This window comes from Limnohabitans sp., assembly GCF_036804465.1.
Classification (GTDB): domain Bacteria; phylum Pseudomonadota; class Gammaproteobacteria; order Burkholderiales; family Burkholderiaceae_C; genus Limnohabitans.
The window spans coordinates 66,016-88,277 of the sequence record NZ_DAIRSK010000001.1; the positions used below are offsets into that span (position 1 = coordinate 66,016).

17 protein-coding genes are annotated in these 22,262 nt (G+C 57.0%); 8 read left to right on the forward strand and 9 right to left on the reverse strand.

Going from position 1 to position 22,262, the window contains the following annotated elements:
- Positions 1 to 5: 5 nt before the first annotated feature.
- Entirely contained in the window at positions 6 to 1,817 is a 1,812-nt protein-coding gene (locus tag V7Q41_RS00330; RefSeq protein WP_333841299.1) for an acyl-CoA synthetase, read from the reverse strand.
- Between the two features lie 26 nt (positions 1,818 to 1,843).
- On the opposite strand from V7Q41_RS00330, the gene V7Q41_RS00335 reads away from it, so the two are divergent.
- The 6 genes from V7Q41_RS00335 to V7Q41_RS00360 all read left to right on the forward strand — a co-directional run bounded on the left by V7Q41_RS00335 (position 1,844) and on the right by V7Q41_RS00360 (position 9,370).
- Complete coding sequence (locus tag V7Q41_RS00335; RefSeq protein WP_333841301.1) at positions 1,844 to 2,761, forward strand: alpha/beta fold hydrolase; 918 nt, start codon at positions 1,844 to 1,846, stop codon at positions 2,759 to 2,761.
- 40 nt (positions 2,762 to 2,801) lie between these two features.
- Positions 2,802 to 3,356, forward strand: coding sequence for a hypothetical protein (locus V7Q41_RS00340; protein ID WP_333841303.1), 555 nt, complete (start codon positions 2,802 to 2,804; stop codon positions 3,354 to 3,356).
- 61 nt (positions 3,357 to 3,417) lie between these two features.
- Positions 3,418 to 4,522, forward strand: a protein-coding gene (gene prfB, locus V7Q41_RS00345; protein ID WP_333841306.1) for a peptide chain release factor 2 whose coding sequence is annotated in 2 segments (ribosomal slippage) — positions 3,418 to 3,498 and positions 3,500 to 4,522 — 1,104 coding nt in all. Because the reading frame shifts where the segments join, the coding sequence is not laid out codon by codon here.
- A 90-nt stretch (positions 4,523 to 4,612) separates the two neighbouring features.
- A complete protein-coding gene (pepN, locus tag V7Q41_RS00350) occupies positions 4,613 to 7,327 on the forward strand; it encodes an aminopeptidase N (RefSeq protein ID WP_333841308.1) in 2,715 nt (904 codons plus the stop codon).
- Between the two features lie 9 nt (positions 7,328 to 7,336).
- Positions 7,337 to 8,350, forward strand: coding sequence for a class 1 fructose-bisphosphatase (locus tag V7Q41_RS00355; RefSeq protein ID WP_333841310.1), 1,014 nt, complete (start codon positions 7,337 to 7,339; stop codon positions 8,348 to 8,350).
- A 78-nt stretch (positions 8,351 to 8,428) separates the two neighbouring features.
- Positions 8,429 to 9,370: a dihydrodipicolinate synthase family protein gene (locus V7Q41_RS00360; RefSeq protein WP_333841313.1), complete on the forward strand. Its 942-nt coding sequence runs from the start codon at positions 8,429 to 8,431 to the stop codon at positions 9,368 to 9,370.
- A 201-nt stretch (positions 9,371 to 9,571) separates the two neighbouring features.
- Here the strand turns inward: V7Q41_RS00360 and V7Q41_RS00365 are convergent, their stop codons facing one another.
- Genes V7Q41_RS00365 through V7Q41_RS00385 form a run of 5 tightly spaced genes read right to left on the reverse strand, consistent with a single transcriptional unit; the run spans position 9,572 to position 14,132 of the window.
- The gene (locus tag V7Q41_RS00365) at positions 9,572 to 10,282 is read right to left on the reverse strand and encodes an ABC transporter ATP-binding protein (RefSeq protein WP_333841316.1); all 711 of its coding nucleotides are present in this window, start codon (positions 10,280 to 10,282) and stop codon (positions 9,572 to 9,574) included.
- Positions 10,279 to 11,031: an ABC transporter ATP-binding protein gene (locus V7Q41_RS00370; RefSeq protein WP_333841318.1), complete on the reverse strand. Its 753-nt coding sequence runs from the start codon at positions 11,029 to 11,031 to the stop codon at positions 10,279 to 10,281. Before V7Q41_RS00370 ends, V7Q41_RS00365 begins: the two co-directional genes overlap by 4 nt.
- The gene (locus V7Q41_RS00375; protein ID WP_442918764.1) at positions 11,028 to 12,002 is read right to left on the reverse strand and encodes a branched-chain amino acid ABC transporter permease; all 975 of its coding nucleotides are present in this window, start codon (positions 12,000 to 12,002) and stop codon (positions 11,028 to 11,030) included. Before V7Q41_RS00375 ends, V7Q41_RS00370 begins: the two co-directional genes overlap by 4 nt.
- Before the next feature lie 22 nt (positions 12,003 to 12,024).
- Complete coding sequence (locus V7Q41_RS00380) at positions 12,025 to 12,945, reverse strand: branched-chain amino acid ABC transporter permease (protein ID WP_333841320.1); 921 nt, start codon at positions 12,943 to 12,945, stop codon at positions 12,025 to 12,027.
- 2 nt (positions 12,946 to 12,947) lie between these two features.
- The gene (locus V7Q41_RS00385) at positions 12,948 to 14,132 is read right to left on the reverse strand and encodes an ABC transporter substrate-binding protein (protein WP_333841322.1); all 1,185 of its coding nucleotides are present in this window, start codon (positions 14,130 to 14,132) and stop codon (positions 12,948 to 12,950) included.
- Between the two features lie 148 nt (positions 14,133 to 14,280).
- Between V7Q41_RS00385 and purT the strand changes: the two genes are divergently transcribed.
- Positions 14,281 to 15,420 carry a formate-dependent phosphoribosylglycinamide formyltransferase gene (gene purT, locus V7Q41_RS00390; protein WP_333841324.1) on the forward strand — a complete coding sequence of 380 codons (1,140 nt, stop codon included), beginning with the start codon at positions 14,281 to 14,283 and terminating at the stop codon, positions 15,418 to 15,420.
- On the opposite strand, the gene fdhF is transcribed toward purT, so the two are convergent.
- Both fdhF and V7Q41_RS00400 read right to left on the reverse strand, forming a co-directional pair.
- The gene (gene fdhF / locus V7Q41_RS00395) at positions 15,417 to 18,380 is read right to left on the reverse strand and encodes a formate dehydrogenase subunit alpha (protein ID WP_333841326.1); all 2,964 of its coding nucleotides are present in this window, start codon (positions 18,378 to 18,380) and stop codon (positions 15,417 to 15,419) included. The genes purT and fdhF overlap by 4 nt on opposite strands.
- Positions 18,381 to 20,078 (reverse strand): NADH-ubiquinone oxidoreductase-F iron-sulfur binding region domain-containing protein, encoded by a 1,698-nt coding sequence (locus V7Q41_RS00400; RefSeq protein ID WP_333841328.1) that lies wholly within the window; start codon positions 20,076 to 20,078, stop codon positions 18,381 to 18,383.
- A gap of 86 nt (positions 20,079 to 20,164) precedes the next feature.
- Between V7Q41_RS00400 and V7Q41_RS00405 the strand changes: the two genes are divergently transcribed.
- Positions 20,165 to 20,920, forward strand: a complete 756-nt coding sequence (locus V7Q41_RS00405; RefSeq protein ID WP_333841330.1) for a class I SAM-dependent methyltransferase — start codon at positions 20,165 to 20,167, stop codon at positions 20,918 to 20,920.
- A 30-nt stretch (positions 20,921 to 20,950) separates the two neighbouring features.
- Here V7Q41_RS00405 and V7Q41_RS00410 read toward each other — a convergent pair whose 3' ends face one another.
- The gene (locus tag V7Q41_RS00410; protein WP_333841332.1) at positions 20,951 to 22,252 is read right to left on the reverse strand and encodes a hemolysin family protein; all 1,302 of its coding nucleotides are present in this window, start codon (positions 22,250 to 22,252) and stop codon (positions 20,951 to 20,953) included.
- Positions 22,253 to 22,262 lie beyond the last annotated feature (10 nt).

A 22,262-nucleotide genomic window follows, 5' to 3' on the forward strand; every position in this document is an offset into this window, starting at 1 on the left:
AAGCCTCAAAGTGACTGATTCGCTTTGGCGCGCTCTTCTTCTTGTAGGCGCAACACGCGACGTTGCACCTTGCCCGTGGTGGTCATGGGCAACTCGGGGGTGAACTCAATTTCTTTGGGGTATTCGTAAGGCGCAAGCTTGCCGCGCACATGCAGTTGCAGCTCGGCCACCAGCGCATCGCTGGCTGCATGACCTGCTGACAACACCACATAGGCTTTCACCAAATTGCCGCGCTCGGCATCGGGCTTGGGTACCACGGCGGCGTTGGCTACGGCGGGGTGTTTGACCAAACAGTTTTCAATCTCGCTCGGACCAATGCGGTAGCCCGCCGACTTGAACACATCGTCTGCGCGGCCTTGGTACCACAGGTAGCCGTCTTGGTCGCGCACCGCCATATCGCCTGTGCGGCACCAGTCGCCGGTGTATTTGCCTTGGGTAGAGGTGTCATTTTTCCAATACCCCAAAAAGAAAATTGGATCGGGCTGGCCGTGCTGATTGAAGCGGTGAAGCGCCACATCGCCCGGCACACCCACGGGGCACTCTTGGCCCTCTTCGTCAATCAGCGCGACGCGGTGACCAGGGTAGCCCTTGCCCATGCTGCCGGGTTTGGCAGGCCAGCCGACATTGGTGCGATGCGCTGCCACACCTGAGCCAGGCTTGACAGACCACTCCATCGCGCAGTTACCCACGATGTAGTTGATTTCGGTTTGGCCAAACATCTCGTTCACCGTCACACCCAAGTGCTCTTGGCAGTAGCCAAAAACAGCATCGCCCACGGCCTCGCCAGCACTCATGATGGCTTGAAGTTTGAGCTTGAACAGATGGCGCGGCTCTGGGTAGGCTTTCATCATCGCTTTGAGTGCGGTGGGAAACAAAAACGTGTGCGTCACACCGTGCTGCTGCATGAGCGTGAAAGCCAGCTCAGGACTGAAGCGGCCATTCCACGCGACGATGGGGCGCCCAAAGTAGAGGGTGGGCAGCAAGGCATCCATCAAGCCGCCCGTCCAGGCCCAATCAGCGGGTGACCAAAACACAGCGGCGCTGCCTGTGGGCAAGGGGTTCGCTGGCAAAGTGTCATCGCTCACCGACGCATGCACCGTGGCAAAACCAAACCAATTTTGACTGCACACAAACCCCGTCAAATTCCCCATCAAGGCTCGGTGTGGAATCAGCGCGCCCTTGGGTGGGCCTGTGGTGCCGCTGGTGTAGATCAGTACCGCGCCCTCGTCCGCTTTGGTATTGACCGCTGTAAAAGCCCGTTGCTGCGCCGCAATGGCGCTGGCGTAGTCCACATCCACACGCAGCGTGTCTTCGCCCTCGTCCTGCCCCAAGTCCATGCCGATCACTTTTCGCAACGCAGGGCATTGGGCACGCACAGTCAGCACATGACGTACGGATGAGCCATCCACGAGGGCGACCACCGCTTCGCTGTCTTGCAATCGGTAGGCCAACGCTTCGGGGCCAAACAGCAGTGACAAGGGCATGGCCACAGCGCCCATTTGCATCACGGCCATGTAGGCCACGGCAGTTTCAAAGCGTTGCGGCAGCACAATGGCCACGCGGTCACCGCGTTGCACACCTTGGCTGACCAACACATGGCTCAGCGCATCGGCGGCTTGCTGCAACTGGGCAAAGCTGTAGCAGCGCGGGGCCACCGCGCGCCCACGGGTGTCAGGGGCTGCATGTTCAACAACAGCCACCCGCTGTGAGGCGTCCTGTTGTTGCGCCCAACGTCGGCTACACACCTGTGCCATGTTGAATTGCTCTGGCAGCTGCCAGCCAAAGCCTTGTTGCATCGCTTCGTAAAAATCGGGCATGTCTCGTGTCCTTATGATTCATCACAATGTACCCAATCCAAAAGCCTGCGCAAAGCGCGTTTGTCCCAATTCGTCACCTCAGCTATCACGTCTTGCAGTGGGGCACGCCCGCGCCCAACACAACGCCCATCGTCATGGTGCACGGCTGGATGGATGTGGCTGCGTCGTTTCAGTTCATCATCGACGCCTTCAAAGAAGACCATTGGGTCATTGCCCCCGATTGGCGCGGTTTTGGCTTGACCGATGCGCCCAACACCGACAATTTTTGGTTTCCAGACTATTTGGCCGACCTCGATCAACTGCTTGACCATTTCGTGGGCACTCGCCCCGTTCATCTTCTGGGCCACAGCATGGGAGGTCATGTGGCCACGATGTATGCAGGCATTCGCCCGGAGCGCATCCGCAAGCTCATCAACTTAGAGGGTTTTGGCATGCCCGCCACGCGCCCATCCCAAGCGCCAGGGCGCTTGGCCCAATGGATGGACGAGCTCAAAGCCTTGCAGCGCGGCGAGATCGAGCTCAAGCCCTACCCCAGCCTCGACGCCGTTGCTCAACGCCTCATGAAAACCAACCCCCGTTTGGGTGCTGACAAAGCACGCTGGCTTGCCCAACACTGGGCAAGTGCCAACGAACAGGGCGAATGGCACATCTTGGGCCATGCGGCACACAAGGTGGTTAACGCCCAACTGTTCAAAACCGACGAGACCGAGGCCATTTATGCACGCATCACCGCGCCCGTCTTGAACGTGGTGGCCAGCACCGACAGCATGAGCCAATGGTGGAAAGGCCGCTACAGCTTGGACGAGTTCATGCAACGGATTGCTGCGGTGCCCCATATTTCCCATGCGGTGATTGAGGAGGCGGGCCACATGCTGCATCACGACCAGCCTGAAGCCTTGGCTCAGTTGATAGAGGAATTCTTAAGTCTTCCATCTGTCACATGAACCACTAAAATCGCGCGTTCACTTTTTCAAACCAAAAGTCATGACCCTTATTCGCCAACTTCGCGCCACCCTCGCCGCTTTTGCACTCATTGGTACTTTTGGGTCATGCGCTGCACAAGCAGCCGACACCAGCTTGTACAACTTACAACCCTGCCCCGACAGTTTGGCTGTGCAAGGTGGTCAAGAACCCTCTAGGCGATGGGATTTGACTTTGTCACCCTACACTTTTCATTGGAACGGCCCCAGCCCAGAACACAAGCCAGTCAAGCTCGTCGCGCTAGACCGTCAACTTCAAGGCGGCAGGTTTTGTGGACTTGCCCTTTTTACCAACTCTTTTGGTCAGCCCTCGGCTTACGGCTATGTCGGCCAACAATGGAACAATATTTTGGGTCACCCCAAGTTATTCACCAAAGTATCGGCAGGCTTTATTTACGGCTACAAGGGTAAGCACAAAGATGCCATCGACTTCAACGCTGCAGGCATAGCCCCCGCCATCATTCCTTCTCTGGGTTACGCCTTCTCACCCCAAGATTCCGCGCAAGTCTTCATGCTCGGCACCGCAGGTCTGACCTTCTCCTACGTTCGCAGCTTTTGAGCCAGCGTGCGAACGTGAGAAAATCTATGTTTTACCTCAGACACATAAAGAAGACATCATCATGGAAGCAGAACGCATCAACCTCATTGGCTCCACCCTTGCAGACCTGAGCGTGCGCACGGTGGATCTGCGGAGGTATCTTTGACTACGATGCCAAATCTGAGCGCCTGCGCACCGTCAACGCCTCGCTAGAAGACCCCACTGTTTGGAACGACCCCAAAAAAGCACAAGAGCTGGGTCGTGAAAAGAAAACCCTGGATGGCGTGGTCGTCACACTCACCCGACTGACCCAAGAGCTGACAGACAACGCCGAGTTGTTTGAAATGAGCAAAGCCGACAACGACGAAGACGGCTTGTTGACCATTGAGAGCGACACCCAAGGCCTGGTCAAAACCATCGAAGAACTCGAATTTCGCCGCATGTTTAGCAACGAAGCGGACCCGCTCAATTGCTTTCTCGACATCCAAGCCGGCGCCGGTGGCACCGAAGCCTGCGATTGGGCCAGCATGCTGCTGCGTCAGTACCTCAAATACGCGGAACGCAAAGGCTTCAAAACCACCGTCGAAGATGAGTCTGCGGGAGACGTCGCTGGCATCAAAGGCGCCACCATCAAAATTGAAGGTGATTACGCCTTTGGTTTGTTGCGCACCGAAACGGGCGTGCACCGCTTGGTGCGCAAGTCGCCGTTTGACAGCTCTGGCGGGCGACACACCTCATTTGCTTCGGTGTTTGTCTATCCTGAGATTGATGACTCGATTGAGATCGACATCAACCCCTCCGACGTGCGCACCGACACCTACCGCGCCTCTGGTGCGGGGGGACAGCACATCAACAAAACCGACTCAGCCGTGCGTCTGACCCACTTGCCCACGGGCATCGTGGTGCAGTGTCAAGACGGCCGCAGCCAGCACAGCAACCGTGACGTGGCGTGGAAGCGCCTGCGTTCGCGCTTGTATGACTTTGAGATGCGCAAGCGTCAAGAAGAGCAGCAAAAGCTCGAAGACACCAAAACCGATGTGGGTTGGGGCCATCAAATTCGCAGCTATGTGCTCGACAACAGCCGCATCAAAGACTTGCGCACCAACGTCGAAGTCTCGGCCACACAAAAAGTCTTAGACGGTGACCTCGATGTTTTCATCGAAGCCTCCCTCAAGCAAGGCATCTGACCGTGCCGCCACGTTCATCACTTCATGTATTCACTGCCCCTCCAAGGGGGCGCGGCCTCCTTCGGGGCGGCCCAGCAGGAGACCTCATCTATGTTCCGTGAAGGCACAGCCACTTTGACTCAACGCGCCGACTACGCAGCGCCCGCGTTTTGGATCGACACCGTCCATTTGACGTTTGACTTGGACCCCACCAAAACCCGCGTGCTCAACCAAATGCGTGTGCGCCGCAACCCCGCCGTAGAGGCGCAGCCCCTGCGTTTGGACGGCGACGAGCTCAACCTCGCCCGCGTGTTGGTCAACGGCCAAGGCACCTCGTTCAAGATGGACGGCAAGAAGTTGGTGCTAGAAAACTTACCCGAAGGCACGGAAGCGTTCGATCTAGAAATTTTCACCACTTGCTTGCCTGCCAAGAACACCATGCTCTCGGGTTTGTACGTCAGCAACGACTCTTTCTTCACGCAGTGTGAGGCCGAGGGCTTTAGACGCATCACCTATTTCTTGGATCGCCCCGATGTCATGTCCCACTACAGCGTCACGCTGCGCGCAGACAAAAAGACGTTTCCTGTGCTGCTGAGCAATGGCAACTTGGTCGAAGAAGGTTTGCTTGAAGAAGGCCGTCACTTTGCCAAGTGGGTGGATCCACACAAAAAGCCTTGCTACCTGTTTGCCTTGGTGGCTGGCCAGTTTGTGTGCCGCGAGCAGCGCGTCAAAGCGCCGTCAGGCAAAGAGCATTTGCTGCAAGTGTTTGTGCGCTCAGGCGATTTGGACAAGACCGAACACGCCATGAACTCGCTCATGGCCAGCATCAAGTGGGACGAGCAGCGCTTTGGTTTGAGCCTGGACTTGGAGCGCTTCATGATTGTGGCCACCAGCGACTTCAACATGGGCGCGATGGAGAACAAGGGCCTCAACATCTTCAACACCAAGTTTGTGTTGGCCAACTCTGCCACCGCCACCGACATGGACTACGCCAATATTGAGAGCGTGGTGGGCCATGAATACTTTCACAACTGGACCGGCAACCGCGTCACCTGCCGCGACTGGTTTCAACTCTCGCTCAAAGAAGGCCTGACAGTTTTTCGCGACCAAGAATTCAGCCAAGACTTGGCGGCTGAAGCCTTGAGAGACAACACGCTTGGCAACGAGCATGGTTTATCAGCCGCGGCTTCAGCCAAAGCCGTCAAGCGCATCGAAGACGTGCGCCTGCTGCGCACCGCGCAGTTCCCAGAGGACGCAGGCCCGATGGCCCACCCTGTGCGTCCTGACAGCTATGTAGAAATCAACAACTTCTACACCGTCACGATTTATGAAAAAGGCTCAGAGCTGGTACGCATGATGCAGACCCTGACTTCACGTGAAGGTTTTGCCAAAGGCATGTCGCTCTACTTCGAGCGCCATGATGGCCAAGCGGTGACGTGCGACGACTTCGCACAATCAATAGCCGATGCCAACCCTGGTTCTGCACTCGCCACGCACCTGACGCAGTTCAAGCGTTGGTACGCACAAGCAGGCACTCCGCGCGTGCAAGCCGCAGGCCATTACAACGCCGACACCCGCAGCTACACCCTGCGTTTGAACCAAAGCTGCCCACCCAGCCCTGGCCAAGACCACAAAGAACCGTTTGTCATTCCCGTGCAATTTGGCTTGCTGTCTGACGATGGTCGTGAGGTCCTGCCCACACAGCTGTTGGTGCTCACCGAAGCCAGCCAAAGCTTTGAGTTCAAAGACTTGTCATTGCAAGCGGGCGAAGAGCCCGTGCCTTCCATCTTGCGTTCATTCAGCGCCCCCGTGGTGTTGGAAAAAGACTTCACCCCCACACAGCTGCTCACCCTCCTCGCACACGACACCGACCCGTTCAACCAATGGGAAGCCGCCCAACGCCTGTGCTTGGGTGCAGCTCTCAGCGCTGTGGCGGCCAACGAAGACCCCCAGCAGGTATTGGACGCTGCCTTGGTGCAAGCCCTGCGTACCGTGCTGCGCAACCCAGCTTTGGATGCTGCCTTCAAAGATTTGGTTTTGACCTTGCCTTCTGAAACCTACATCGCCGAACAACTGGAAGTGGTGGACCCACAACGCATCCACGCGGTGCGAGAAGCCATGCGCGCCCAACTCGCGCGCGCGTTGCACGACGATTGGGCTTGGGCCTTTGAGGCGCACAAGGACAACGGCGCCTACAGCCCTGACACCTTGTCCAGTGGACGCCGCGCCTTGAGTGGCAAGGCCCTCAGCATGTTGTGTCTTGACGCACGCGCAACAGGCGACATGGCGTGGCCAGGCCGCACCTTCCAATGCTTCAATGACGCGCACAACATGACCGACCGCTTCAATGCCCTGAGCGCCTTGGTCGGTGCAGGACACGAACTGGCAGGCGATGCGCTGCAACGCTTCTACAACCTCTTTCGCAACGAAGCCTTGGTGATGGACAAATGGTTTGCCCTGCAAGCCAGTAGCGCCGACCGGGGTGGCAACATGGTGTCGCTGGTGCGCAACCTCATGCTACACCCTGACTTCCACATCAAGAACCCCAACCGCGCACGCAGCCTGATCTTTAGCTTTTGCAGTGCCAACCCTGGCGCCTTCCACCGCAGCGACGCCGCGGGCTATGTGTTCTGGAGTGAGCGTGTGTTGGAGCTCGATGCCTTCAACCCTCAAGTCGCTGCCCGTTTGGCGCGCGCCTTGGACCGTTGGAGCAAACTGGCCGAGCCCTACCGCACCGCCGCGCACGAGGCCATCAAACGCGTCGCTGCCAAAACCGATTTAAGCAACGACGTGCGCGAAGTGGTTTCGCGCGCGCTCGCCAACTAAGGACTTGCCATGCCTGTTTCCCTCACCCGCTATCTGGTCGAACAACAACGCGCCAAAGGCCGTATCCCCTCTGAACTGCGCTTGTTGCTGGAAGTCGTGGCCCGTGCATGCAAAAGCATCAGCCACGCCGTGAACAAAGGCGCCTTGGGCAGCGAACTGGGCGACGTCATGGGCTCTGCCGGCAGCGAAAACGTGCAAGGCGAAGTGCAAAAGAAACTCGACATCATCGCCAACGATGTGCTGATCGAAGCCAACGAATGGGGCGGCCACTTGGCGGCCATGGCGTCTGAAGAAATGGACAGCATCCACATCGTGCCCAACCGATACCCCCAAGGCGAATACCTGTTGATGTTTGACCCACTCGATGGTTCGAGCAACATCGAAGTCAACGTGAGCATTGGCACCATCTTCAGCGTGCTCAAAAAAGTGGACCCCAGCAAAGGCGTGAGCGAAGACGACTTCTTGCAGCCAGGCACGCAACAAGTGGCAGCGGGCTACTGTGTCTACGGCCCACAAACCACCTTGGTGCTGACGGTGGGTGACGGTGTGGCCATGTTCACGCTGGATCGCGAACAAGGCTCGTTTGTGTTGACCCAAGAGAACGTGAAGATCCCTGCCGACACCCAAGAGTTCGCCATCAACATGAGCAATATGCGTCACTGGGATGAGCCCGTGAAGCGCTACATCGACGAATGCTTGGCAGGCGTTGAAGGCCCACGCGGCAAAAACTTCAACATGCGTTGGATCGCCTCCATGGTGGCCGATGTGCACCGCATCCTCACACGCGGTGGCGTGTTCATGTACCCGTGGGACAAGCGCGAGCCGGGCAAAGCAGGCAAGCTGCGTTTGATGTATGAGGCCAACCCTATGAGTTGGTTGGTCGAACAAGCGGGTGGGGCTGCCACCGACGGCCGTCAACGCATCTTGGACATTCAGCCCACGCAACTGCACCAACGTGTGAGCGTGGTCTTGGGTTCTAAGAACGAAGTGGAACGTGTGACGGGCTATCACGCCGAAAAGTAAGCTTTCAAAATTCGACACAACGCGCACGAGAGTTGCTAGACTTGCCATCAAAGTCCGCTTGTTTTTAGAAAGTAAAACATGCCAAACGATTTAAATGCAACTCTCTTTCAGGGTGTCTGGGTAGATGTTTTAACACCTCTTCAAGAAGACCTGAAAATTGACGAAACCAAACTTTGCGCACACCTGCGCAACCTCAGTGCAAAAGGCTTAGAACACTTTGTGCTGTTTGGTCAAGCAGGTGAAGGGTCCTCCTTTTCTGCTGATGAAAAATTATCTGCTGCCGCACATGTCATCAGCATCGGGGTTGAAACCACCCACCTGTTGCTAGGCGTGCAATCGTCTTCGTTCAGCGAAGTGGCGCAATTCATTCACAAAGCGCATGCTTTAGGCGTGCGTAAGTTCTTGGTGTCAGCCCCGCAATATGGGCTGCCGTTCAGCCACATTGCGCTGTTTGACTACTTTGATCAACTCATCAAACAGGTCAATCTCCATGATTGGCAACTGTTCATTCATCAGCTGGGTGGGAACAACCATTCGGCCGACTTGCCAGAGGTCAGCCTTGCCGATTTGCGAAAGACGCATCCGCATACCTTCGTCGGCATCGTCGATCAAGACATCCACGTCAACCACACGGTAGATTTGATGCGCACATTTGGCACTGAGCTGGCCATTGCCTCCTGCCACGAGCCCAACTTAAGCATTCTCAAACCCACTGTTTGCGTATCGGCACTGGCCAATGTGATTCCCAAGATCATGCAACACCTCATGGTCAAAGAGACAACGACGCAGGCTGTCCAAATCGCAGGCATGAAAGTGGCTAAACCTGACGACCGCATGATGGAATTGATGACGCTCTTGGGGAACTACCCCGCCATTGCCGCCCTGAAATTGATGCTATCTCAGCATTACCGAATAGAAAGCTGGCAACATGTTCGGCCACCCCAGCCCACAATGACTCAAGAGCTCAGCGTCGCGCTCTTGGGGTCGTTCAAAACCTTCAACTTGCAGGCCAACGAATGAACTTCGCAAACACTTGGTACCTGATCGAACGAAATCACCACCTTGAAACGATCTCGCACGAGGCCATGTCGAAATTGCCAGAGGGAAGTTTTGTGATGCTTCAAAACTTTGAAACACATCATGAGGCGCAGCAAGAGCACAAGCGCTTGGTTAAGCTTGCCATTGAAGATATGAAACAAAAGTTGGGCGGCTAACTGCGGCTCAAACGCCAATGTAGCGATGCCACAGCCCGTGGTCAGCCTCCAACGCAGCAGAATCGCCCTGCCACACCACTTGCCCACGCTCCATGAGGGTGTGTTGGTCGGCCAACTTGATCAGCTTTTGAACATATTTATCGATCACCAAAATACTTTGGCCTTCACCACGCAGCGTATGCAAGCAACGCCAAATGTCCTCGCGCACGAGCGGAGCCAAACCCTCGGTGGCTTCGTCTAACACCAGCAAATGGGGGTTGGTCATCAAGGCGCGACCAATGGCCAACATTTGTTGTTCCCCCCCCGATAGCTGGTTGCCCATGTGACGGTGACGGTCTGCCAAACGGGGGAACAAGTGGTACACGCGTGCCAGCGTCCAAGGGTTTGAACTGCAGTTGCGATTGGCCGCAAAGGCCAGCAGGTTTTCTTGCACAGACAAAGTGGAGAAGATTTGTCGCCCTTCAGGAACCACAGCCAAGCCCATGCGTGCAATGCGGTCAGGGCTCAAGCCGTCCACACGCTCGCCACAAAAATGCACTGTGCCAGCCAATGCAGGCGTGAGCCCCAAGATGGTTCGCACCGTGGTGGTTTTACCCATGCCATTGCGACCTAACAAGGTGGACACACCGCCTGCTTGAATCGACAGGCTGACGCCAAACAACACGCGGCTGCTGCCATAGCCGCTGTGTAAATCGTGAACGTCTAACAAGGCACTCACGGTAATTCGTCGCCTAGGTAGGCGCGCTTGACAGCGGCATCGGCTTTGATCTGATCGGCGGTGCCACACGCAATGACTTGGCCCGACACCAACACCGAGATGGTATCGGCCAAGCGAAACACCGCATCCATGTCGTGCTCGACCAGCAAAAGCGTGGTGTGTTGGCGCAGGCTTTGCAGAAGTAGCAGCATGCGTTCGGATTCATCGGGGCCCATGCCAGCCATGGGCTCGTCGAGCAGCATCAACTTCGGTGAGGTGGCCAAGGCCAAGCCCACTTCCAACTGGCGTTGCTCGCCGTGCGACAGCGCACCTGCGGTCTGCATGAGCTGCGCCTGCAAGCCCACGCGCTCGGCCACCTCGGCGGCGCGTGCGTAACGCGCGTGTTGGCTGCGTGCGGCTTGCCAAAACTCAAAGCTACTTCCCTCACCCGCCTGAACAGCCAAGGCCAAGTTGTCTTGCACTGTGAGGCGAGTGAACACACTGGTAATTTGGTAGGACCGCACGAGACCCATACGCGCACGCTGGTGCATAGCCGTGTGTGTGAGGTCTGCCTGATCAAACACAATGCGGCCTTCGTCGGGTTGCAATGCACCTGAAATTTGATGAATGAGTGTGGTCTTACCCGCGCCATTGGGGCCAATCAGCGCGTGAATTTCACCGCGCTTGACTTGCAGTGAGGCGTGGTCAGTGGCGGCCAAGCCACCAAAGCGTTTGACCAAGTTGTCCACATGCAGCAAGGGTACGCTCATGGCTGGCTCTTTCGCTGCAAGCGTTGCAACACGCTGGTCAAACCATTGGGGGCCAACAGCACCACCAGCAGCAGCAAAGCGCCAAGTCCCAGCTGCCAATGGATGGTGAAGTGACTCAAGGCTTCTTCCAAAACCAAGAACACCACCGCACCCCACACACCGCCATACAAGTGGCCCACACCCCCCAAGATGACCATCATCATCAACAGGCCCGACTGGCTCCACTGCATGAGCGCAGGACTGACAAAGCCGCCCTGGTTGGCCAGCAACGCACCCGCCAAACCTGCTAGGGCCCCTGCCAACACAAACGCGATCAGCTTGTAGCGATACACCGCGTAACCCAGCGCTTGCATGCGTACTTCGTTTTCGCGAATGGCTTGCAGCACATGGCCAAAGCGTGCGTTCAACACACGCGCCACAGCGTAGAGCGAAGCCACGCACACGGCCAGTACCACGTAATAAAACGTGGTCTCGTCATTGATATTCAAAAACGCAATTTGCGAACGCCCCGCCAATGGCAAGCCATCGTCACCGCCATAGGCCTTGAGGGAAATTGTGAGGTAGTAAATCATCTGGGCAAATGCCAGCGTGATCATGATGAAGTAGACGCCTTGTGTGCGCAAGCTGATGGCCCCGATGATCAATGCAAACACCGCACTCACCACCATTGCCGCAGGCCACAACAGCCAAGCATCGGTGATGCCCATTTGCGTGAGGATGGTCACGCTGTAAGCGCCCACGCCCACAAAAGCCGCATGACCAAAACTCACCATGCCGCCAAAACCCAAAATGAAATTCAGGCTGGTAGCAGCCAAGGCAAATATCAACATGCGACTGGCCAAGGCAATGTAGAAACCTTCGCCCACTGAGTTGGCGATGAATGGCAAGGCCACCAACAGCATCAGCGCAGGCACGCTCCAGCGCCACTGCAAAGCGTGGTCGAGCGAGGTACGTGAAGATGAATTCGCCATGCGTTGATCAGCCGAGTCCTGGTTAACCGTGCGTAGGAAATAAGCCGCGTGGCTTGAAGAACAACACCGTGGCCATGAGCATGTAAATCAAGATCGACGCCACAGCAGGGCCAGCGCTCGAGGCCGCCTCGGCACTGAGCAACGAGTCAAACACCATAGGCACCAAGGTGCGTCCAGCTGTGTCCACCACACCCACCAACATCGCACCCAAGAACGCACCGCGAATCGACCCTATGCCGCCAATGACGATGACCACAAAAGCCAAAATCAAAATGCTCTCGCCCATGCCCACTTGCACGGCCAGCAGCGGCCCCAGCATGCCCCCAGCAATCGCGCACAGCGCTGCCCCCACACCAAACACCGCCGTGAACAAACGCTTCACGTTGCTGCCCATGGCCAAGGCCATCTCACGGTTAGCGGCGCCCGCACGCACTTGCATGCCCACGCGTGTGCGCGTGATGAGCACATACAAAAACAAAGCCACCACCAAACCCATGCCGATGATGAACAAACGATACGCAGGATAGGAAAAACCATTGAGCAATTCCACAGGACCACTCATTGAAGCGGGAGGATTCAAGCTGATGGGCTGCGCCCCCCAAATCAACCGCACCGTTTCGTTGCACATCAAGAGAATGGCAAAAGTACCCAGCACTTGTGAGAGGTGGTCACGCTCATACAGGCGGCGCAAGATGGTCACCTCCAGCAACACACCAAACAACGCAGCGCCCATCACACCCGCACCCAGCCCCAGCCAAAAAGAATCGGTGGCCGCAGCCACCGTGGCAATCAGGTAAGCGCCCACCATGTAGAGCGAGCCATGCGCGAGGTTGATCATGTCCATGATGCCGAACACGAGCGTCAAGCCTGCGGCCAGCAAGAACAACATCAACCCAAACTGCAAGCCGTTGAGCGATTGCTCAAACAGCAATATCCCATCCATGCTTACAGGCTAGGCATCTTGCAGCTGGCTGCATACGCGTCAGAGTGAGCTTTGAACACCGTCCCCAAGGTGCGGTTGGTCACACGGCCTTTGGCGTCTTTGGTGATGATGCGCAAATAGTAGTCTTGGATCGGAAAGTGGTTGGTGTTGAACTTGAAGGCGCCACGCACCGAATCAAACTTGGCGGCCTCCAAGGCTTTGCGCACCGCAGCTTTGTCGTCGAGCTTGCCTTTGCTGTCACGCACCGCGGCTTCAATCAAGCGTGCGGCGTCATAGCCCTGTGCCGCATACAGCGTGGGCAAGCGACCATAGGCTTTTTCAAACTCAGCCACAAACTTCTTGTTGGCCGCGTTGTCCATGTCGTGGCCCCATTGCGAGGTATTGAACATGCCCAGCATGGGCTCACCCACGGCTTTGATCACGTCTTCATCGCCTGAGAATCCTGGGCCAAACAAGGTGATGTCTTTGGACAAGCCTGCCCCCACAAACTGCTTGATGAAGTTGATGCCCATGCCGCCGGGCAAGAAAATATACACCGCGTCTGGCTTGGTGGCGCGCAACTTGGAGAGCTCGGTGCCGTAGTCAAGTTGGTTCAAGGTGGTGTAGGTCTCAGACGCCACATCGCCTTTGTAAAAACGCTTGAAGCCAGCAATCGCGTCTTTGCCAGCCGGGTAATTGGGCGCAATCAAGGCGACATTTTTAAAGCCTTTGTCGGTCACCACTTTGCCCACAGCTTCATGCATGTTGTCGTTTTGATAGGAAGCACTGAAGAAGTAAGGGTTGCACTGCTCGCCCGCCAGTTGCGAAGGCCCCGCGTTGGCGCTGATGTAGAAAGTTTTAGCCTGGAAAGTGGGCGCGCCCACCGCCAACATGACATTTGAAAAAACAATGCCCGTCATGAAGTCAACCTTGTCGCGCTTGATCAAACGGTCTGCAGTTTGGCGGCCCACATCGGGGCTCGCTTGGTCATCGGCCACGATGACATCCACGCTCTTGCCGCTGAACTTGCCCCCCGAGAGCTTGACCGCCAACTGAAAACCGTCACGAATGTCCACACCCAAACCAGCACCAGGGCCGGACAAAGTGCTCAGCAAACCGACCTTCACCGTCGCATCGTTTTGGGCGAAACCACCAGCGCAAACCAAGCCCAAACTCAGGGCAATCAAAGAACGTTGAAAAGCGTGCATGAACATGTCTCCTTAGATTAGCGCTTGATTTTAAAACCTTCAGCGGGCTTGCAAAGCGAAACCAGCCCCCTCATTGCCATTCTTTTGTATACGTCTTGCTTGCAGGCTTATAGAAAATAGGGCCGATTTAACTGTTGAAGGTCTTGCGATGAAAAAAATCCTCCTCTTGGGCTCAGGTGAGCTCGGCAAAGAATTCGTCATCAGCGCCAAGCGCTTGGGCTGCTATGTGGTGGCCTGTGACAGCTATGCAGGCGCACCGGCCATGCAAGTGGCAGACGCTTGCAGCGTGTTCAGCATGTTGGACGAAGCCGCCCTGCGCGCCGCCATTGCCTTGCACCAGCCCGACCTGATCGTGCCCGAGATTGAGGCCATCCGCACCGAGGTGTTGTTGGACGTCGAAAAGGAAGGCTTTGAAGTCATACCCAGCGCCCGCGCAGCCAACTTGACCATGAACCGCGACCGCATCCGTGATGTCGCAGTGGGCTTGGGCGTGCGCACCGCCAAGTTCAGCTATGCCGAATCAGCCGCTGAGTTGTTGAGCCAAGCCCAAGCGATTGGGTTTCCAGTGGTCATCAAGCCCGTGATGAGCTCATCGGGCAAAGGCCAAAGCGTGGCCAAGACCGAAGCCGACATTCAAACCAGTTGGAACTACGCCTGCGAAGGCATGCGGGGCGACCGACAAAAAGTGATCGTAGAAGAGTTCATCCACTTTGAATTTGAAATCACGCTGCTCACTGTGCGCCAGCGCAATGGTCAAACCATTTTTTGTCAACCCATCGGCCACGTGCAAGAGCGCGGCGACTACCAATACAGCTGGCAGCCACAAGCCATGAAGCCAGACTTCTTGAAGGCCGCTGAACAGATGGCAGAAAAGGTCACGTCAGACTTGGGTGGCGCTGGCTTGTTTGGCGTGGAGTTCTTCGTCACGAAAGACGAAGTCATCTTCAGCGAGCTCAGCCCTCGCCCACACGACACGGGCATGGTGACCCTCATCAGCCAAAACCTGAGCGAGTTTGATTTGCACGCGCGGGCCATTTTGGGCTTGCCGATTCCTCACATCGACACCGTCGAAGGTGCGAGCGCCGTGGTGCTGGCCACACGCGACGGAACTTCTCCCAGCTACACAGGCGTGGCTGAAGCCATGCGCGAACCTGGCACCGATGTGCGCATTTTTGGCAAGCCCACCACGCGCCCTTACCGACGCATGGCGGTGGCTTTGGCCCAAGGCCCTAACGCTTTAGAGCGTGCGCGTGCAGCGGCCCAGAAAATCGGCGTGGTCACGCTTTAAGCGTTGACACCAAAGCCTGCAACGCTTGGCAACTCGCCACCTGCGTGAATGGCCACCGCGCAGTACTTGAACTCGGGAATTTTCCCGAACGGGTCCAGCGCTGGGTTGGTCATCCTGTTGGCTGCAGCTTCGTAGTAGGCGAATGGCACAAACACCGCACCTTGTGGCGTACCGTCATCACGGCGCACGCGCAGCGTCACTTGGCCGCGGCGTGAGGCAATGGTGATCACATCACCCGCCTCCACGCCCAATTGCGCGATGTCTGCACCACACATCGAAGCGGTCGCTGTAGGCTCCAATGCGTCAAGCACCGTGGCGCGTCGGGTCATGCTGCCCGTGTGCCAATGCTCTAACTGCCGACCCGTGATCAACACAAAGGGATAGTCGCTGTCTGGGCGTTCGTTGGCAGGGATGATATCGGCGGGCACCAAATGCACGCGGCCATCGTCGGTGGCAAAACTGTCAATGAACACTGTGGGTGAGCCAGGGTCGTCAGCGTTCAAGCAGGGGTAGGTCACGCTCGACTCACGCTGCAACCGCTCCCAGGTGATGCCCCCGATGGCCGCATGCATGGCTTGACGCATTTCATCGTAGACCTCTGCCACGCCGTGGTGCTCACCTGGGTAGTTCCAATTTAAGCCAACTAACTTTGCAATTTCTTGAATGATCCACAAATCCGCACGCGCCTGGCCTGGTGGATCAATAGCTTGCTTGCCCAATTGCACCATGCGGTCGGTGTTGCTGACCGTGCCGGTTTTTTCGGGCCATGCAGTGGCAGGCAACACCACATCCGCCAGCCAAGCGGTTTCGGTCATGAAGATGTCTTGCACCACCAAATGTTCCAGCGACGCCAAGGCGTGGCGTGCGTGGTTCAAATCAGGATCGCTCATGGCGGGGTTCTCACCCATGATGTACATGCCGCGAATCTTGTGTGGGTCAGCATCGTCCGACAAGATCTTGCCCATGATTTCCACCACGGTGTAGCCGGGTTGGTCGTCCAGCGGTGAGTCCCAAAATTTTTCAAACCAATCATGCGCCGCTTTGTCGGTGACGCGTTGGTAGTTGGGGTACATCATGGGAATCAGGCCCGCATCGCTGGCACCTTGCACATTGTTTTGCCCGCGCAAGGGGTGCAGGCCCGTGCCAGGCTTGCCAATTTGGCCCGTCACCGTGACCAAGGCAATCAGGCAGCGCGCATTGTCTGTGCCGTGCACATGCTGGCTCACACCCATGCCCCACAACACCATCGAACCCTTGGAGGTGGCGAACGCGCGCGCGACTTCGCGCAAGGTCTCTGCAGGAATGCCGCAGATGGGCGCCATCGCCTCGGGGCTGTAGCCTTTGACGTTTTCTTTCAAGGCCTCATAGTTGTTGGCGCGGCGAAGGATGAAGTCTTCATCCACCAAGCCTTCGTCAATCACGGTGTGTATCAACGCATTGAGCATCGCCACATCGGTGTCGGGCTTGAACTGCAAGGTGCGCCACGCGTGCTTGCCCAAGTCCGTGATACGCGGGTCGGCCAGCACAATTTTGGCGCCGCGCTTGGCCGCGTTTTTCATCCATGTGGCCGCCACAGGGTGGTTGGTGGTTGGGTTGGAGCCAATCACAAAAATCAGCCCCGCATGCTCTACATCGTTCACTTGGTTGCTCACCGCGCCCGAACCCACGCCTTCTAGCAGGGCGGCCACGCTCGATGCATGGCACAAGCGTGTGCAGTGGTCCACGTTGTTCGAGCCAAAGCCGGTGCGCACCAACTTTTGGAACAAATACGCCTCTTCGTTGCTGCCTTTGGCCGAGCCAAAACCAGCCAATGATTTTTTGCCATGGGTGTCGCGCAGCGCTTTGAGTTGACCGCCGGCCAAAGCCAAGGCCTCTTCCCACGTGGCTTCGCGAAACACCTCAGACCAATCCGCTGTATCGCGGTTGAGTTGGTCAATCATTGATGGGTCTTTGGGCACACCAGACTTGCGAATCAGCGGCTTGGTCAAGCGCTGCGGGTTGTGAATGTAGTCAAAGCCAAAGCGACCTTTGACACACAAGCGGTTGTGGTTGGCAGGGCCATCGCGCCCCTGCACACTGACAATTTGGTTGTCCTTGACGTTGTAGGTCAGCAAGCACCCCACGCCGCAGAACGGACACACCGAGTCCACTTTTTTGTCGACCACTTGCGAGCCAATCTGAGACTTGGGCATCAAGGCCCCTGTGGGACATGCTTGCACACACTCACCGCACGCCACGCACGAGCTGCTGCCCATCTGATCGTTCAAGTCAAACACAATTTGGCTCTGTGCGCCACGATTGGCATAGCCAATCACATCATTCACTTGTTCTTCACGGCACGCACGCACACAGCGGTTGCATTGAATGCATGCATCCAAATTCACTGCCATGGCGGGGTGTGACAGATCGCGTGCAGCTTGCTCGCGGCGCAACGCGCGCAACTCAGGGCGCACAGTCACATTCAAACGAGACGCCCAGTCACTCAACTCACCATGCTGGCCAGCGGCATCACGATCGCCACCACCCGCTGCGATGGGAGATGCGCCGGGTAACGACTTTGGCTCGCCGCATGAGGAGCCCGGCGTATTTCCCGTCGCAGCGGCGAGAGAGGCAGCATCGTTCCACTTGTACCCAACATCCGGCATATCCGACAGCAACATCTCCAACACCATCTTCTGACTCTTCACAGCCCGTTCACTCACCATCACCTCCAGCCCTACTGTCGCCAAGCGACAGCAGCTGGGCGCCAAGGTACGTTCGCCTTTGATCTCGACCACACACGCACGGCAGTTGCCATCGGGGCGCAGGCCGTCTTGGTAGCAAAGGTGCGGAATGTCCACACCATGACGCTGTGCGGCTTTCAAAATGGTCTCGCCAGCATAGGCTTGCACAGCTTGGTCGTTGAGCTTGAACTCAATGGTTTGCGGCATCAAGTCTGCGGATTTCATCGGGGCGTTCATTTAAACGATCTCCTCTGGAAAATACGTTTGCACACAACGCACAGGGTTGGGCGCAGCTTGTCCCAAGCCACAAATCGAGGCATCGGTCATCACTTGGTTCAAGTCTTCCAAGGTCGTGTTGTCCCACACCTTGGCTTGCATGAGTTGGGCAGCCTTGGCGGTGCCCACACGACACGGTGTGCACTGGCCGCAGCTTTCATGTGCAAAGAAGTTCATCATGTTGATGGCCGCATCACGCGCCGAGTCGTGTTGGCTCAACACAATCACAGCCGCAGAACCAATGAAGCAACCGAAGGGCTGTAAGGTGTCAAAGTCCAAAGGAATGTCGTTCATGCGCGCGGGCAAGATGCCGCCCGAGGCACCGCCTGGCAAATAGGCATAGAGCTCATGGCCATCCAGCATGCCGCCGCAATACTCGTCAATCAACTCTTGAATCGTGATGCCCGCAGGTGCGAGCTTGACACCGGGTTGCTTGACGCGGCCGCTCACGCTGAAACTGCGCAAACCTTGGCGGCCATGGCGGCCAAAACCGCTGAACCAGTCTGCGCCTTTTTGTACGATGTCGCGCACCCAATACAGCGTTTCAAAGTTATGCGCGAGGGTAGGCCTGCCAAACAAACCCACTTGCGCAATGTAGGGGGGACGCATACGGGGCTCGCCGCGTTTGCCTTCAATACTCTCAATCATCGCGGACTCTTCACCGCAGATGTAGGCACCTGCGCCTCGGCGCAACTCGATGTGCGGCAAGGGGCAAGGCGGGTGGGCATGCAAATGCGCCAGCGCTTGCGTGAGCAGTTCACGACAGCCGTGGTACTCGTCTCGCAAATAAATGTAGACCGCGTCAATACCCACCACGTGCGCCGCCACCAACATGCCTTCTAAAAATCGATGCGGGTCACGCTCCAAGTAGGTGCGGTCTTTGAAGGTACCAGGCTCGCCCTCGTCAATGTTGACGGCCATCAAGCGCGGCGCAGCTTGCTCGCGCACGATGCGCCACTTGCGCCCTGCCGGAAAGCCTGCGCCACCCAAGCCGCGCAGACCTGAGTCTTCCATGGCCTGGAGCACATGTTCGGCATCCGCTTGGCCTGCATGCAAATCAACCAGCAATTGGTAGCCGCCATCAGCCACATAGTCATCCAAACCGACATGTTCGGTCATGGCTGGTTGGGTTTGTTTGGTTTGCACAGCGGCAAGCACCCTTTGTGGCGTGGCATGCGGCACAGGATTTTGATGCACCACGGCAACGGGCGCTTGTTCGCAGCGTCCCACGCATGGTGCAGGGATGACGCTGACATCAGGACCCAAGAGACTGGGCAAATTCGCCAACAGTGGTTGGGCCCCACGCATTTCACAGCTCAACCCACTGCAGATGCGAACAGTCAATGCGGCAGGTTGTGCATCGTCGGGCAGCACGTCGAAGTGGTGATAAAAAGTGGCCACTTCAAACACCTCGGCCAGAGGCAACTTCATGATGTGTGCCAAGGCCACCAGATGGCGTTCAAACAAACCACTGTAGGTGTCGTTGAGGGCATGTAAGTGCTCGATCAACAAATCACGTCGTTCGGCCAAGCTGACCAATGCCCGCACGTCTTGCAAAGACTGGGCATCGGGCTGGCGCCCCTTCAAACTGCCAATGCGACGCAAGGTTTGACGCATTTCATCGACGGTGCTGAGGGTGTGGGTGGACGACTGAGTCATGTGAGCTTTTGAACAAAATCCAAGTGTCTGGATTTTCATTCATGTGCCCGCCCCAAGCTGTCACGTAGGCTCTATGATTCTTTCTCATGAAATTCATGACTTGGCCCATCCCCGCGTTGCTTGTTTGGGGTGCCTCTTGGCTGATCTTCAAGGGTGTGCAAACCCTTGGGGTGAGTGAGACGATGGCCTTCATCGGCTGCACTTTTTTAGGCGGTTTTTTAAGCACCTTGGTCGGCACCCCCATGCGCAAGGCCCTGATCGTGCTGGGTTTTCCGCTGTCGATGCTGGCTTCGTCGTCCACCCTCAGTGTGCCGCCCATCGGATGGTTGTTGTTGCTGGGGCTCATCGTGTTGGTTTACCCACGCAAAGCGTGGCGCGATGCCCCGCTGTTTCCCACGCCCAAACGCGCCCTGCGTGAAATGCAACAGCACATCACCCTGCCCGCAGGCGCACGCATTTTGGATGCAGGCAGTGGCCTGGGCGACGGCTTGCTGGCTTTGCGTGATGCGTTTCCGCGTGCCGAGCTTCACGGGGTCGAGATGAGCTGGCCGCTGCGCGTACTCAGCGCCATGCGCTGCTCGTTTGCCAAAATTCGCCAAGGCGATATTTGGCTGGTGGACTGGCGCAGCTTTGACATGGTTTATCTGTTTCAGCGTCCCGAGAGCATGCCCCGTGCTGTGGAAAAAGCCGAAGCCGAATTGCGCCGCGGCGCGTGGCTGATCAGCCTAGAGTTTGAAGCCCAAGCGCTGATACCCAGCGCCATCCTGACCTGCCGTGATGGTCGACCGGTGTGGATGTACCAGGTGCCGTTTAACCACCGTGCCAAAAGAGGCGATTTATAAGTCGCTTATCAAAGCGGTTTTGAAACAGCGTTAGCTGATGCGGCTGATCAGCAGCTTGTCGATGCGTCGGCCATCCAGGTCCATCACCTCAAAGCGCCACTCACCAAATTCCACGACATCGGCAACCGTGGGCAGATCGCCAGAAATGGCCATGACCAAACCCGCCACTGTGTTGTAGATGCCACGGTCTTCATCGGGCAATTCTTTGATCCCCAAGCGGGCTTTGAATTCACTCACAGGCATCATGCCGTCGACCAGCCACGAACCATCTTCACGTTGCACAGCCCACGCTTCATTGGTGGGGGTGGCTTGCAGCAATTCGCCCGTGATGGCCTCGAGCAAATCGCGCGGTGTGAGAAGGCCATGGACCACGCCGTATTCGTCTACCACCAACACCATGCGTCCATGCGCGGTCGCGCGTTCGGCGGGTTTGCGAAATTGTTCTAGCAAGTCCATGCCGCTCAAGGTTTCGGGTACAAAGGCCACGGGCTTGGCCAATGCTTCTACCGTCATGTCGGTACCGGGTGGCAAGCGCAACAGCTGAGACACACTGACCGCACCCACCACGTTGTCTAGGTCGCCACGGCACACGGGGTACCACGAGTGTGCGCCGCTCGCACCGACTTGGGCCAAGGCTTGCGGCACGGGCAATTTGGCGTCTAACCACTCGATGTCGGAGCGATGCACCATGATCGAGGTCAGCGCACGCTCGTCAAGGTTGAACACGTTTTGCACCATTTGGTGTTCATGCAATTCAATCAGACCAGCGTCCACACCTTCCACCAAACTGGCTGAAATTTCTTCTTCCGTCACGGTGCGTGCGCCGTGCACATCCACCCGCAACAACCTCAACATGCCACTGGTGCTGGCAGACAACAAATGGACAAACGGCTTGGCCAACGTCGCCAAGGCCAACATGGCAGGCGCAGTCAAACGTGCCACCGATTCTGGAAACAGCTGGCCAATGCGCTTGGGCACCAGTTCGCCAAACAAAATGGTGCTGAAGGTGATCAGGGTCACCACAAACGCAGTGGCCAAGCCTGAGGCCCAGTTGTCAGGCACGCCTTGGGCCAGCAACCAATTTGAAAAGTCGTGGCTAAACGCGGCCTCGCCCACAATGCCGTTGAGCACACCAATGGAGGTGATGCCGATTTGCACGGTCGACAAAAACTGGGTGGGCTGCTCCATCAAACGCAGTGCCGCGTGAGCGCCGCTGTCGCCTGCCTCGGCCAATGCCGCCAAACGCGCTTTGCGGCTAGACGACAGCGCCATCTCCGACATGGCAAACACGCCATTGAGCAGCGTTAAGAAAACAATCAGTAAAACATCCATCACAATCTCC

What these genes read in the sequence shown, in the direction of transcription:
- V7Q41_RS00385 (WP_333841322.1), bottom strand. Translation starts at nt 14,132, where the DNA reads ATGCACGCTTTTCAACGTTCTTTGATTGCCCTGAGTTTGGGCTTGGTT.
- V7Q41_RS00405 (WP_333841330.1), top strand. Translation starts at nt 20,165, where the DNA reads ATGAAATTCATGACTTGGCCCATCCCCGCGTTGCTTGTTTGGGGTGCC.
- V7Q41_RS00375 (WP_442918764.1), bottom strand. Translation starts at nt 12,002, where the DNA reads ATGGCGAATTCATCTTCACGTACCTCGCTCGACCACGCTTTGCAGTGG.
- V7Q41_RS00400 (WP_333841328.1), bottom strand. Translation starts at nt 20,078, where the DNA reads ATGACTCAGTCGTCCACCCACACCCTCAGCACCGTCGATGAAATGCGT.
- V7Q41_RS00370 (WP_333841318.1), bottom strand. Translation starts at nt 11,031, where the DNA reads ATGAGCGTACCCTTGCTGCATGTGGACAACTTGGTCAAACGCTTTGGT.
- V7Q41_RS00380 (WP_333841320.1), bottom strand. Translation starts at nt 12,945, where the DNA reads ATGGATGGGATATTGCTGTTTGAGCAATCGCTCAACGGCTTGCAGTTT.
- V7Q41_RS00360 (WP_333841313.1), top strand. Translation starts at nt 8,429, where the DNA reads ATGCCAAACGATTTAAATGCAACTCTCTTTCAGGGTGTCTGGGTAGAT.
- V7Q41_RS00340 (WP_333841303.1), top strand. Translation starts at nt 2,802, where the DNA reads ATGACCCTTATTCGCCAACTTCGCGCCACCCTCGCCGCTTTTGCACTC.
- fdhF (WP_333841326.1), bottom strand. Translation starts at nt 18,380, where the DNA reads ATGAACGCCCCGATGAAATCCGCAGACTTGATGCCGCAAACCATTGAG.
- V7Q41_RS00355 (WP_333841310.1), top strand. Translation starts at nt 7,337, where the DNA reads ATGCCTGTTTCCCTCACCCGCTATCTGGTCGAACAACAACGCGCCAAA.
- pepN (WP_333841308.1), top strand. Translation starts at nt 4,613, where the DNA reads ATGTTCCGTGAAGGCACAGCCACTTTGACTCAACGCGCCGACTACGCA.
- V7Q41_RS00335 (WP_333841301.1), top strand. Translation starts at nt 1,844, where the DNA reads ATGTACCCAATCCAAAAGCCTGCGCAAAGCGCGTTTGTCCCAATTCGT.
- V7Q41_RS00330 (WP_333841299.1), bottom strand. Translation starts at nt 1,817, where the DNA reads ATGCCCGATTTTTACGAAGCGATGCAACAAGGCTTTGGCTGGCAGCTG.
- purT (WP_333841324.1), top strand. Translation starts at nt 14,281, where the DNA reads ATGAAAAAAATCCTCCTCTTGGGCTCAGGTGAGCTCGGCAAAGAATTC.
- V7Q41_RS00410 (WP_333841332.1), bottom strand. Translation starts at nt 22,252, where the DNA reads ATGGATGTTTTACTGATTGTTTTCTTAACGCTGCTCAATGGCGTGTTT.